Source organism: Virgibacillus sp. FSP13, from assembly GCF_054048505.1.
In genome coordinates, this window is the sequence record NZ_JBSVKG010000006.1 from 41947 (window position 1) to 54528 (window position 12582).

The window sequence follows — 12582 nt, forward strand, 5'->3', positions numbered from 1 at the left end:
CCATCATGATTGTAACAGTTAATCTTTTCTATTTCAACATAATATACATCTGTTATCAACGTCACATATAGTCTGTTTCACTCATCATGAATGCAAAACTTTTTCGTATAAAAAATTTAGTCTTGACTTTATTAAGTAACATGATAATATTATAACAAATATTAAATTATAATAATTATAAATAACTCTTTGTCCATTAATCATCAAACTACTTGTTGAACGGTCTACTTGTCTATGATTATTATTCTCAATTATATAGGAGGAATTGAAAATGATTACCAACTCGAAGGCATTAAACCAACCAAAGGCAAGAAAAGCAAGAAACATTACAGCTTTTCGTCCTAACAAATGGTTTAGCCAAATTGTTGAACATAAAGAATTAATTGCTGCACTATTTAGTGGACTACTTATACTTATTGCATGGGCTTTTGGAGATTATTTAACTCACTCTTTTTGGGTCGCGCTTCACATTACTGCGTTTGTTGTCGGTGGTTACGCCAAAGCAAAAGAAGGTATCACGGAAACAATTGCCGATAAACAACTGAATGTGGAAATGCTTATGATTTTTGCTGCCATCGGATCCGTTATCATTGGCTACTGGACGGAAGGGGCAATACTTATATTTATTTTTGCTTTGTCTGGAGCATTGGAAACATATACAGAAAATAAGAGTAATAAAGAAATTTCATCCCTAATGAATCTGCAGCCTGAAGAAGCATTACTAACTACAAATGGGCAAGAAAAGATAGTACCTGTCTCTGACTTGAAGGTTGATGATACGATTCGTGTTAAAGCAAGTGAACGAATTCCCGCTGATGGCATTATTATCAAAGGCCAAACTGCGATTGACGAAAGTGCGATAACCGGTGAATCGGTTCCAGTCAACAAGTTGATCAATCACGATGTTTTCGCCGGAACGGTTGCACTTGATGGATCAATTTCTGTTCAAATCACCAAGCAAGCGAATGAGACATTATTTCAAAAGATCATTCAATTAGTACAATCTGCACAAGCAGAAAAATCTCCATCGCAATTATTTATTGAAAAATTTGAAGGAACATACGTTAAAGTGGTGTTGGCAGTTGTTTTCATCATGATGTTTTTACCGACTTTGTTATTCAGCTGGCCACTATCTGAGAGCATTTATCGAGCAATGATTCTCCTTGTCGTTGCATCACCTTGTGCCCTTGTCGCCTCAATCATGCCAGCAACATTATCAGCCATTTCCAATAGCGCCAAAAATGGTGTCCTATTTAAAGGTGGCGTCCATGTGGAGAATTTAAACCACATCAAGGCAATTGCTTTCGACAAAACAGGTACATTAACAAACGGAAAACCTGTTGTAACTGACGCATTCTTTGGTTCTGACGATGAGAAAGAGCGTATTTTAGCTGTAACAAATGTAATTGAAAAAGAATCAACCCATCCACTCGCCCAGGCAATAACCGCCCATTGTCAGACACAAAGCGATTTGGATACACAAACAGTTGATGTAATAGAAGTTACAACGATAACTGGGAATGGTGTAACAGGGATGATTGATCAGGAACAATGGAAAATTGGTAAAGCTCAATTTGTTGGCGAGAATGAGGCATTTCGTTTTCACAATGGAATTGGAACAAATTTGGCCCAACAAGGAAAATCAATTGTTTTCGTTAAAAGGAATAATAAAATCGTAGCACTTTTTGCTCTAAAAGATACGATACGTAATAACACAAAGCGGGCTATAAAAGCTCTTCGTAAACAAGGCATCCATACGATTATGCTAACAGGCGATAATGACATTACAGCCAAAGCGATTGCCCAAGAAGCAGGTATCGATGATTATATTGCGGAATGTTTGCCAGAAGAAAAAGTAGATCATGTGAAAGCATTACGAAAAACATATCAATCTGTGGCAATGGTAGGTGACGGGATTAATGATGCCCCTGCACTGGCAACCGCAAATGTCGGGATTGCGATGGGTGAAGGAACAGATGTCGCTTTAGAAACAGCAGATGTCGTGTTAATGAAGAATGATTTACCTAAAATCACGAATGCTATTACAATATCCACACGAATGAATAAAGTTGTGAAACAAAATGTAGTCTTTTCTTTGGCTGTTATTTTACTATTGATCACGTCAAACTTTTTCCAGGTACTTGACTTGCCGTTGGGTGTTGTCGGGCATGAAGGTAGTACGATTCTCGTTATTTTAAATGGATTACGGTTATTAAAGTAACTCGTAATTATCGATAATAGGTTTTCTTTTGAGGTACAAAACATGCCTTTATCATCATTAATAACAATATAACTCTCAGTGTAATAAAAAAAAGCAGACGTGAATTCTTCTGCTTTTTTTATTGCCAATTTCTATGCGATTACATAATTTTTTCCTGTTTGCACCTCTAATTATTTCTAGAAAAGCTACTTTAATAACTTTTGCTTAATAATTACCGCATTGATCACGCCGCCAATGATGATAATAATCCCTGAAATATAAAACCAAATCATAAGGATAATAACGGCCCCAAGACTGCCATACATTGCCGAGTAATTACCAATCGTACTTACATAATATGAAAAAGCTAATGACACTAACTGCCAGCAAATTGTTGCAAATATCGCACCCCAAATCGCATGTCTAAAATAAACTCGCTTATTCGGAGCCAGTTTGTATAAGAAGGTTAAAACAATAAAAAATATGATCGACGATATTACCCAGCGAATTATGTTCCAAAAATGAATAAAGCTTTCGGAATATCCAAAGAAAGAAAATAAATAGTCCCCAATCATCCTTCCGAAAACTGGCAATAAAAATGCTACACAAATTACAAGCACCATTGTCACCGTCAAAACAATCGCGATTAACCGTCCAACCACAAACGAACGATCCTCATCAACATCATAAGCACGATTGAATGCGCGCATGATTGCTTTAATCCCATTTGAGGCCGACCACAATGTACCAATGATACTGAGTGATAACAAACCACCATTTTGATTATTTACCAACTGACTAATGTTGTTGTTAATTAAATCCATCGTTTCTTCTGGTGCATATGTTCCTAGAAAGTCAGTGACAACGGACTCATCCAATGGCAAATAACCAATTAAGGTTACCAAAAATAATAAGAAGGGAAAAAGAGATAATAGAAAAAAATATGCGAGTTGTGCAGCTAAACCAAAGATATCATCCTCAAAAATCCGATGGAATAACTGCTTAAAAAATTGTTTTATTTTTTCCATATGCCCTGTCCCCTTCCACATTAGATTACATGGTTGTTTCCAGTTTTTTCGGCTCCTCTTTCTTGCTAATTTTATTTACCGTTTCTTCTACCTGCTCTAAAGCATTGATTGCGTTATCTGCATTATGATTAAAACTAGCATTCAACTGGTTGCAAGCATCTTTCGCATTTCGAATCGCTTCAGATGGATGTTTTACATAATAATTTGCTGTACTTTTTACAGAACTTAGTTTATTTTTCGTATAGTACCTCGTTTCCTGATCATACAATGCGGCTAATCCACCTGCCATCGCCCCTAATAAAACGCCCAAACATAATTTTTGTCTACCCATTACAATCTCTCCTTGTGAAATGTTATGATTTTTTAACAAGCCTTAGACCCTTTTGAAATAAGGTCTACGCAACGTGAATCGGTTGAAAATAAGATTGGGAATGATAGTTCATTTCACATGACCATCATTAGCTTTTCCCGCTCAAGTTTTGCAATCCTTTCTATTTTGATCATTCATCATTAAATCATTCTTATGTACGTGCTAAACCCGTATTCCATCGGATAAAATGCCTTAACAATTGTATCATAATGAAACACACCTACTTTCTAACATATGCTAGTTTTATTATAACGGATTTTCGTTTTAGTTGGAAAAAATTCTATGTTTCCTTCTTCCCTTCAGAATTTATCGTAAACAATTTTAAAAAAGCACTTGACTTTTTCAATTAATTTTCGGAATATTTATTATAGGCATATTAATTAAAAAATAGGTGAAGGGGGAAAAACATGAATGATATTATCGACAAAATAAGCGGGTTTGTTTGGGGGCCTGTAACATTAGTCTTAATTGTTGGGACAGGCCTGTATCTCACCATTCGTCTTGGGTTCCTACAATTCCGTACGCTGCCATATGCGTTAAGACTTGCATTTAGCCCGGCACGCCAAGACAAAAAATCAAAGGGTGATATCAGTCATTATCAGGCATTAACAACTGCAATGGCTGCAACCATTGGGACAGGTAACATTGTTGGGGTAGCAACAGCGGTCGTCCTCGGTGGTCCAGGAGCAGTGTTTTGGATGTGGATTTCAGCTCTATTCGGTATGGCAACGAAATATTCTGAGGCGATTCTTGCTGTAAAATATCGAGTTGAAAATAGTAAAGGTGAAATGTCTGGTGGGCCAATGTATTATTTGGAACGCGGACTAAAAGCGAAATGGCTTGGTGTATTATTTGCAATTTTTGGCGCCATTGCAGCTTTTGGTATTGGCAACATGGTCCAATCCAACTCTGTGTCAGATGCGTTGGAACGGTCATTTAATATACCACCTTTAGCAACAGGCATTATCCTTACGATTCTAACTGGGTTGGTGATTTTGGGTGGGATTAAAAGTATTGGACGAGTAACCGCATTTTTCGTTCCAATCATGGCTTTATTATATGTAATTGGTGGCCTCATTATCGTAGCCATGAACATTGATACAGTACCATCTGTTATCGGACTAATTTTTGAAGATGCCTTCACAGGTAGTGCACTTGGCGGTGGTGTGCTTGGAACAGTTATCCGATATGGGGTTGCCCGTGGGGTATTCTCTAACGAAGCGGGTCTTGGTTCTGCGCCAATTGCAGCAGCTGCAGCCAGAACAGATTATCCTGGCAGACAAGCACTCGTTTCCATGACACAGGTATTGATTGATACGATTATTGTTTGCTCCATCACCGGTATTACGATTGTTATGTCAGGCTTGGCTGGAAGTGGCTTGGAAGGCGGAGATTTAACAGCCGCTTCATTCACGGCATTTTTAGGTGACACCGGTGGCTATATCGTCACAATAGGAATCGTACTTTTTGCCTTCTCAACCCTTGTTGGCTGGTCCTATTATGGTGAAAAGTGTTTTGCATATTTATTTAATGATAAGGCTATCCCTTACTACCGAGTTGTATTCGTTCTAGCCGTTATGTATGGCGCCGTAGAAAAGCTTGATGTTGTTTGGGGAATTGCCGATATTATGAACGCTTTAATGGCCTTTCCGAACCTTATTGGCTTATTAGGCCTGTCAGGTGTCGTTGTATACGAAACAAAGAAATTCCTAAAAGTTGCTAAGGAAGAAAAAGAAGAACGAAAACAAGCGTCAAGGGCATCGTAACTTTTCAAAAGGAGCTCACCATTTTCGGATGATGAAAATGGCAAGCTCCTTTATTCTTACTGCTCCAATAAATAACCGGCTGCTTTTAATGCCTCGCAAGCCTCATCTAATTGTTCTTGTGTATCAGCCTCGATCGTATGTAAATGCACACCCTCTGTGAGTCGAGATAATAATTCCGCCTGCTTCGATTTTAATTCATGAAGAAAAGCATCGACATCCCGCCTATTTTTCAACATTAATGAGCCAGTGATATCCCCATAAATCGGGTGCTCGACCATGACATTCTTAACTGAAACACCACGATCAACAAGTGTATACAATTCATCTGCCGTATCCTCCGATTGATGACTAACAGCGATTATCATGGTACATGCAGGATTTTTATTATTTTCATTGAAGTAAACATAACCACGTGAAGTAGCGATGATTGGTTCGCCCTTTGCTTTCAAAAGGGAAACATCCTGTACGATTACTTGTCGACTTACATTTGTCTGTTCTGCTAACATTTTCCCTGATAATGGTTTGCTTCCTTCCTTCAACCAGGTCAAAATCAATTGCCTTCTTTCTTCCCCAAGCACCTTACTGCCTTCCCCTTTCATCGCTTACCCTCCATTCACTCATGTATTTTAAAGCGCAATATCACTCCACGCGTCAAGCTATTATCTCTAGTATACCAAAGAAGTATGTATTAGACACGCTTAAAAAATGTTGCTTTTTCAAATCATTTATGTAAATATATGTGTAAAGACACATATAAAATTTGCGAATGTATAATGGAATAGAATAGGAATTTATCAACCTATTTTCCATTATGTTCAATCATTCACATGAAGGAGAGGGAAAAATAAACATGACAAACAAAAAATCAACATTAATTTTGGGGGCAATCATTTGTGTATTAATTATGCTGGCCTACCTGCTTCCCTACACCGTAATGTCAGATGTCCAAGCCTGGTATGGCAGCTTTTTAGTGTGGGGAATAATCGGGATACTCATAATCATCGCTACTATTATCGTCACAAAAGATTGGGGGAAAGAAGAATGAATACAACAATTGTAAGTTGGGGAATTGCCATTTATATTATTCTAGCATTAGCGGTTGCTTTTATATCGCGGCGTGGTAAGCAGGCGGATATGTCAGGGTTTTTTCTCGGGGGAAGGAAAATGAATGGTATCCTCTCCGCGTTAAGTTATAGCGCAACAACATACAGTGCATTTATGCTGGTCGGGTTGGCTGGACTTACGTATCAAGGTGGTGTCGGTGCACTTGGGTTTGAGATTGTCTATTTTACCGGAGTTACACTTGTTGCTTTATTTGGACGGCGCTTTTGGCTGGCTGGTAAAAAATTTGGGTATGTAACACCTTCCGAAATGGTTGGTGATCGGTATGAAAGCAAGACGGCAGCTGCGGCAATTGCACTTGTCAGTTGTTTGTTTCTTATTCCTTATTGCGCAGTTCAGCTTGCTGGCGTAGGTTATCTCCTGCAAGGTATCACAAACAATGCAATTCCGTTCACTACAGGAGTCATTATTGCAACCGTGTTAGCCTTGCTATTTTCCTACACAGCAGGCATTCGTTCTGTTGTATGGACAGACTCCCTGCAAGCGGTCATCATGATCATCACGTCAACCATCGTCGTCCTGCTTTTGATCCACGGATTGGGCGGATTTGGGCAATTTTTTGATACGCTAAAAACTAACCATCCAGAATCCCTTTCCGTTCCTGGTAATGGCTATTTTGACTTTCTAACATTTCTTGGATTGACATTGCCCTGGTTTTTCTTTAGCCTGTCAAATCCACAGGTGAGCCAACGGATGTTTATGCCTTCGTCGCTTAGGGGATTACGGCAAATGTTGATTGGCTTCTTATTATTTGGATTCATTTATACATTCGTATCCGTGTTATGGGGCTTTTCTGCATTGCAAATGTTTCCGGATCTTTCGACTGCGGACTTAGCAACACCGAAATTGTTGTCTTCCGATCTGATTCCGCCGATCCTTGGAGTCATCGTGATGGTTGGCATTTTGGCTGCCGCCGTTTCGACGATCGACTCGATTATGCTGACATTGTCATCCATGTTCGCTCGTGATGTCTACGGTAATTTAAAAAAACGGCCAAATGATACCAAACAATTGCAAGTCGGAAAAATCGTCATCCCGGTAATCGCGGTATTGGCTTTTGCATTTGCCGAATTAAAACTGGATTTAATTGCTGTACTATCTGTCGCTGCGTCATCCGGATTAATCGTTGTGGTTCCATCCTTTTTCGGGACATTCTTTTGGAAACGCGGAACAGCTTACGGCGTCATTTCCAGTGTATCGCTTGGGGCAATTATTGTTCTGATCTTGGAGTTTACCGGGGTAAAACCATTAGAATTAGGCGCCGGCATCTGGGGACTGCTTATCTCGACGATACTGTTCATCAGTGTAAGCCTTGTCACAAAGGCCCCAAAACAAAAGGCAACAACATTTATGAACCTTTGATCTAGGATGAGAGGTTTCTCAACGGGACATGGGGACAGGTTTCTTGTCCCGCTCCCACTTTGGGAAAGAGACCTGTCCCCTCCGTCCCAATTAAAATATACTTAAGTCCCATTGTTTGGCGATATGCCGCAGTAGACGTATACCTGCTATGCTGTTCCCTTTGTCATCTAAAGCAGGGCCATATACTCCAATTCCACATCCATTGATAAACGGTAATTCTTCTTCGCGAACACGCGGTGGAGCTACTGCCATGATCCCACCTGAAACACCACTTTTAGCAGGAATACCTACGTATGTCGCAAATTTCCCTGACGCATCATACATTCCACACGTCAACATTAATGCTTTAGCAATCCGGGCAACTTGCCGTGGGATAATTTCTTCTTCTGATTTAGGATCTTCCCCATCATTTGCAAGTATCATCCCGATTCTTGCCAAATCATCAACCGTTGCCTCGATGGAACACTGTTTGAAATACGTCTCTAGCGTAATATTTAAATCCGATTCCAAAAAGCCGGTCTCCAACAAGTAATAGCCAATTGCCCTGTTTCGCATCGATGAGTCACGTTCTGATTCATAAACATCCACATTAATCGCCGGACGATACCCAAGCATCATTTCCATTAAATCCAGAATTGGCTTTAATTTTTCATCGGACGTTCTTCCTTCTAAAATCGATGTAACGGTAATCGCACCCGCATTAATTAATGGATTAAACGGCTTCTTTACTTGTTTCATTTCCAAATGCATAATGGAATTAAATGCCTCACCTGTAGGTTCAACATCGACTCGATCAAGCATGTAGCCGACCCCTCGTTCCATACAGGCTGCAATGAAACTTAGCACCTTGGAAATGCTCTGTACCGTAAACGGAACATCCACATTACCGGAACGAATGGTCATGCCATTTCTTCCAATAATCGAAATACCTAAATGGTCTCGATTTGCCTCAGCGAGGATGGGTATATAAGAAGCCACTTCCCCTTCAGTCGTATGCTTCCGATAGAAGGATACCCAGTCATCAACATAATTTTCGAGCCATTCCTGCGTTAACTCGGTGTTCCAATTTGCTGCACCTTGAACCATACACTCACCTCACAATTGTCTATGTATAAAATCACCTAAGATAATTTTCTCCGTTATAATCATACTTATGCTACCATACGTGTATCGCTACATATCCGCAACTATATTTTTTACAAAGAGGATTATGTTATGCGGAACACGACCTATAATAGCATACCCTGTCTAAGATACTTCCACTTAAAATTGCTTGCAAAACTTAAGAGAGGCAATCATATCATTACGTTGATGTCTAATTCAATCGAACACATTGGCCAATTGGAGGGGATTCGGCTTTCGTCCGATGACTTTCCGCTTGCTTCCGGCGACTTTCCGCTTTTTTCCGGCGACTTTCTGCTTGCTTCCGGCGACTTCTCGCTTGCTTCCGGCGACTTTTCGCTTTCTTCCGGCGACTTTCTGCTTCTTTCCGGCAACTTTCCCCTTTCGTCCGGCGACTTTTCGCTTTTTTCCGGCGACTTTCTGCTTCTTTCCGGCAACTTTTCGCTTTCTTCCGGCGACTTTCCGCTTTCTTCCGGCGACTTTCTGCTTCTTTCCGGCGACTTTCCGCTTGCTTCCGGCGACTTTTCGCTTTCTTCCGGCGACTTTCCGCTTGCTTCCGGCAACTTTTCGCTTTCTTCCGGCGACTTTCTGCTTCTTTCCGGCAACTTTTCGCTTTCTTCCGGCGACTTTTCCCTTTCGTCCGGCGACTTTCTGCTTCTTTCCGGCGACTTTCCGCTTTTTTCCGGCAACTTTCCGCTTTCTTCCGGCGACTTTTCCCTTTCGTCCGGCGACTTCTCGCTTTCGTCCGGCGACTTTCCCCTTTCGTCCGGCAACTTCTCCCTTTCGTCCGGCGGCTTTCCCCTTTCGTCCGGCGACTTTCCCCTTTCGTCCGGCGACTTTTCCCTTTCGTCCGGCGACTTTTCCCTTTCGTCCGGCGACTTTCCCCTTTCGTCCGGCGACTTTCCCCTTTCGTCCGGCGACCTTCTGCTTCTTTCCGGCGACTTCCCCCTTGCTTCCGGCAACTTTTCGCTTTCTTCCGGCGACTTTCCCCTTTCGTCCGGCGACTTTCCCCTTTCGTCCGGCGACTTTCTGCTTCTTTCCGGCGACTTTCCCCTTTCGTCCGGCGACTTTCTGCTTCTTTCCGGCAACTTTTCGCTTTCGTAAAAAAAGAGACTAACCGAAGCTAGTCTCTCATAGTATATCTATCTTATTTTCCTATAAATTGTTGTGTCCAGTAGTTTCCGTCAGCAACATATCCTACTCCAATATGCGTGAAGTCAGGATTTAAAATGTTAGCACGGTGGCCCTCACTGTTCATCCATGCATTGACTACTTCTTCAGGTGTACGTTGTCCTCTGGCGATATTTTCACCAGCTGTACGATAGCTAATGCCATATGACTTCATCATATCGAATGGAGAGCCATAAGTTGGGCTGTTATGATCGAAATAACCATTTGCTTGCATGTCATGAGATTTCTCACGAGCAACTCTACTTAACTCTAAATCTACTTTAAGTGGTGATAAGCCTTGTTTTGCCCGTTCGTCATTTGTTAATTCCACAACCTGTTGCTCATATTGACTTAATTGAGGTAGTTGTGATTGTGTTTGTTGCTCTTGCTTGTTAGCACCTGATTGTTGTGCTTGTGAATTTGTTTTTTCTGGTTGTTTTTGTGTTTGTTTTGGTTGCTCTTGTTTTGACTGTTCTTGCGTTTGCTTTGATTGTTCTTCGGTTTTCTTTGGTTGTTCCTGTGCCTTTTCTGACTGTTTCACATCTTGCTTCTTTTCGGCATGTGCTGCCTTTTTATTATTCCAATCCCAATTGATATGGTGTTTTTTAAAATAATTACTTAATAGATTACTAAAATCATCTTGTGAAAAGCTATTCCAATGTCCACCATTCACAGAATAATATACTTTATATTGTTGACCCTGTGAATGATCAGTACTTGCTGATGCATCTACAGAGGATAATGAACCGCCAAATAATAATGCTGTCGATAATGCTGTAACAACCCCGATTTTTTTGAACATCTTGCTACACTCTCCTTTGGTTTTTGTTTTTGCAAAATAATCATAGCATGCATTTTTTGTAATAAAAGTGGAAGTCGTTACCATGTACGGTTTGCCAGAGATAGTTTACAAGTGAATATAGTAAAAACCTTTTATTTATAGGGAAAATGCTAATTCCTAATATCGGACAAATAGGAAAATCCTCAACGAGTTGGAAAAACATACAAAAAAGTGGCTATTGACACTGATTTATTCACACCTGTTATATTACAAAATTATCAGATTTGTAATGATAATGTCACTTGATTTATTCCTATTCATTGCTCCTGTTTGGCAATAAAACAAAGGAACTCCTTCGTAAAATAACAAATTATGTAAAGTACTTATCTACCCCCAAAAATTGTGTTATGGTATAGAAATGCTATACAAGAAAATTGTCATCATTGGAGGAGCTTATATGTTATCTAATGCCGAAATTGGAATAGATTTAGGTACTGCAAATATTCTTGTTTATTCAAAAACAAAAGGAATTGTCTTAAACGAGCCATCAGTTGTGGCCATCGATATTAATACAAAAAACGTCGTTGCTGTTGGCGCGGAAGCAAAAGAAATGGTAGGAAAAACTCCACAGAACATTGTCCCGATCCGACCATTAAAAGACGGGGTCATTGCGGACTATGATATAACCGCACAAATGTTAAAGGAATTTTTGAAAAAGGTAAGCAAAAAAATGGGATTGTCAATGCGTAAACCGACCGTTGTTGTGTGCACACCTTCCGGAAGTACAACGGTAGAGCGGCGGGCTATTCATAACGCCGTGTCAAGCTACGGTGCAAAACATGTCCATTTAATCGAAGAACCAGTTGCCGCTGCAATCGGCTCTGATTTACCAGTCGATGAACCGATCGCCAATGTCGTTGTTGATATTGGTGGGGGAACCTCTGAAGTGGGTATTATCTCGTTTGGCGGGGTTGTCTCCTGTCAGTCTGTGAGAATCGGCGGTGACAAAATGGATGAAGAGATCATTAATTATATCCGCAAAAAGTATAACATTTTAATCGGAGAACGTACCGCTGAAAATATTAAAATGGAAATTGGTTACGCCTATCCCGATCATGATGAGGAAACAATGGAAGTTCGCGGCCGTGATATGGTCAACGGCTTGCCAAAAACAGTAACCGTATCATCAAAAGAAATTTACAATGCCTTAAAAGAATCCCTGCAACAAATATTAGAAGCAATCCGCGCAACATTGGAAAACTGCCCACCAGAATTAAGTGGCGATATCGTTGACAGAGGAATTGTATTAACTGGCGGCGGATCCTTATTAAATGGAATGAAAGATTGGCTCGCTAGCGAAATATTCGTTCCCGTTCACATTGCACCAAACCCACTTGAATCTGTTGCTATCGGGACAGGGCGCGCCCTAAAAATGATCACCAAACTACAAAAAGCAGCAAAATAATAGTTGAATCGTGCATCCCAGTGGGGTGCACGTTTTTTATTTCCCGCCGATGTTTCTGCTTTCCCGCCGATGTTTCTGCTCTCCCGCCGATACCCTCTGTCCTTCAGCCAATGCTCTCCAACTAATATCGATCAACTTACCTCCATCAAATCGACATCCCTCCACATATCACACTCCCATTTCACATTTTTTAACT

General features: G+C 40.5%; 11 protein-coding genes and 1 pseudogene. 5 read left to right on the forward strand and 7 right to left on the reverse strand.

Annotation, left to right across the window (positions count from 1 at the left end; translation table 11 throughout):
- The first annotated feature begins 271 nt into the window (after positions 1 to 271).
- Positions 272 to 2221, forward strand: a complete 1950-nt coding sequence (locus ACW2QC_RS07105; RefSeq protein ID WP_457543284.1) for a heavy metal translocating P-type ATPase — start codon at positions 272 to 274, stop codon at positions 2219 to 2221.
- A 185-nt stretch (positions 2222 to 2406) separates the two neighbouring features.
- On the opposite strand, the gene ACW2QC_RS07110 is transcribed toward ACW2QC_RS07105, so the two are convergent.
- Both ACW2QC_RS07110 and ACW2QC_RS07115 read right to left on the reverse strand, forming a co-directional pair.
- Positions 2407 to 3228 carry a YihY/virulence factor BrkB family protein gene (locus ACW2QC_RS07110; RefSeq protein ID WP_457543285.1) on the reverse strand — a complete coding sequence of 274 codons (822 nt, stop codon included), beginning with the start codon at positions 3226 to 3228 and terminating at the stop codon, positions 2407 to 2409.
- Between the two features lie 25 nt (positions 3229 to 3253).
- Positions 3254 to 3559 (reverse strand): YtxH domain-containing protein, encoded by a 306-nt coding sequence (locus ACW2QC_RS07115; RefSeq protein WP_457543286.1) that lies wholly within the window; start codon positions 3557 to 3559, stop codon positions 3254 to 3256.
- Positions 3560 to 4005: 446 nt separating this feature from the next.
- Here ACW2QC_RS07115 and ACW2QC_RS07120 point away from each other — a divergent pair, with 446 nt between their 5' ends.
- Positions 4006 to 5364 (forward strand): alanine/glycine:cation symporter family protein, encoded by a 1359-nt coding sequence (locus tag ACW2QC_RS07120; RefSeq protein WP_457543287.1) that lies wholly within the window; start codon positions 4006 to 4008, stop codon positions 5362 to 5364.
- Positions 5365 to 5420: 56 nt separating this feature from the next.
- Here ACW2QC_RS07120 and ACW2QC_RS07125 read toward each other — a convergent pair whose 3' ends face one another.
- Positions 5421 to 5963, reverse strand: a complete 543-nt coding sequence (locus ACW2QC_RS07125) for a 3H domain-containing protein (RefSeq protein WP_457543288.1) — start codon at positions 5961 to 5963, stop codon at positions 5421 to 5423.
- Positions 5964 to 6214: 251 nt separating this feature from the next.
- On the opposite strand from ACW2QC_RS07125, the gene ACW2QC_RS07130 reads away from it, so the two are divergent.
- A complete protein-coding gene (locus ACW2QC_RS07130; protein ID WP_457543289.1) occupies positions 6215 to 6409 on the forward strand; it encodes a hypothetical protein in 195 nt (64 codons plus the stop codon).
- Positions 6406 to 7848 (forward strand): sodium:solute symporter family protein, encoded by a 1443-nt coding sequence (locus tag ACW2QC_RS07135; protein WP_457543290.1) that lies wholly within the window; start codon positions 6406 to 6408, stop codon positions 7846 to 7848. Before ACW2QC_RS07130 ends, ACW2QC_RS07135 begins: the two co-directional genes overlap by 4 nt.
- A 90-nt stretch (positions 7849 to 7938) precedes the next feature.
- Here the strand turns inward: ACW2QC_RS07135 and ACW2QC_RS07140 are convergent, their stop codons facing one another.
- The 3 genes and pseudogenes from ACW2QC_RS07140 to ACW2QC_RS07150 all read right to left on the reverse strand — a co-directional run bounded on the left by ACW2QC_RS07140 (position 7939) and on the right by ACW2QC_RS07150 (position 10942).
- On the reverse strand, positions 7939 to 8934 hold the full coding sequence (locus tag ACW2QC_RS07140) for a glutaminase (RefSeq protein WP_457543291.1): 996 nt from the start codon (positions 8932 to 8934) through the stop codon (positions 7939 to 7941).
- A gap of 234 nt (positions 8935 to 9168) precedes the next feature.
- Positions 9169 to 9663, reverse strand: a pseudogene (locus tag ACW2QC_RS07145) (hypothetical protein); the annotation flags it as partial.
- Between the two features lie 454 nt (positions 9664 to 10117).
- Positions 10118 to 10942, reverse strand: coding sequence for a CAP domain-containing protein (locus tag ACW2QC_RS07150; RefSeq protein WP_457543292.1), 825 nt, complete (start codon positions 10940 to 10942; stop codon positions 10118 to 10120).
- Between the two features lie 436 nt (positions 10943 to 11378).
- On the opposite strand from ACW2QC_RS07150, the gene mreBH reads away from it, so the two are divergent.
- Positions 11379 to 12386: a rod-share determining protein MreBH gene (mreBH, locus tag ACW2QC_RS07155; RefSeq protein WP_457543293.1), complete on the forward strand. Its 1008-nt coding sequence runs from the start codon at positions 11379 to 11381 to the stop codon at positions 12384 to 12386.
- Between the two features lie 36 nt (positions 12387 to 12422).
- Here mreBH and ACW2QC_RS07160 read toward each other — a convergent pair whose 3' ends face one another.
- Positions 12423 to 12551 carry a hypothetical protein gene (locus ACW2QC_RS07160; protein ID WP_457543294.1) on the reverse strand — a complete coding sequence of 43 codons (129 nt, stop codon included), beginning with the start codon at positions 12549 to 12551 and terminating at the stop codon, positions 12423 to 12425.
- Positions 12552 to 12582 lie beyond the last annotated feature (31 nt).

Coding starts and splice junctions, on each gene's coding strand:
- ACW2QC_RS07105 (WP_457543284.1), top strand. CDS start 272: ATGATTACCAACTCGAAGGCATTAAACCAACCAAAGGCAAGAAAAGCA.
- ACW2QC_RS07110 (WP_457543285.1), bottom strand. CDS start 3,228: ATGGAAAAAATAAAACAATTTTTTAAGCAGTTATTCCATCGGATTTTT.
- ACW2QC_RS07115 (WP_457543286.1), bottom strand. CDS start 3,559: ATGGGTAGACAAAAATTATGTTTGGGCGTTTTATTAGGGGCGATGGCA.
- ACW2QC_RS07120 (WP_457543287.1), top strand. CDS start 4,006: ATGAATGATATTATCGACAAAATAAGCGGGTTTGTTTGGGGGCCTGTA.
- ACW2QC_RS07125 (WP_457543288.1), bottom strand. CDS start 5,963: ATGAAAGGGGAAGGCAGTAAGGTGCTTGGGGAAGAAAGAAGGCAATTG.
- ACW2QC_RS07130 (WP_457543289.1), top strand. CDS start 6,215: ATGACAAACAAAAAATCAACATTAATTTTGGGGGCAATCATTTGTGTA.
- ACW2QC_RS07135 (WP_457543290.1), top strand. CDS start 6,406: ATGAATACAACAATTGTAAGTTGGGGAATTGCCATTTATATTATTCTA.
- ACW2QC_RS07140 (WP_457543291.1), bottom strand. CDS start 8,934: ATGGTTCAAGGTGCAGCAAATTGGAACACCGAGTTAACGCAGGAATGG.
- ACW2QC_RS07150 (WP_457543292.1), bottom strand. CDS start 10,942: ATGTTCAAAAAAATCGGGGTTGTTACAGCATTATCGACAGCATTATTA.
- mreBH (WP_457543293.1), top strand. CDS start 11,379: ATGTTATCTAATGCCGAAATTGGAATAGATTTAGGTACTGCAAATATT.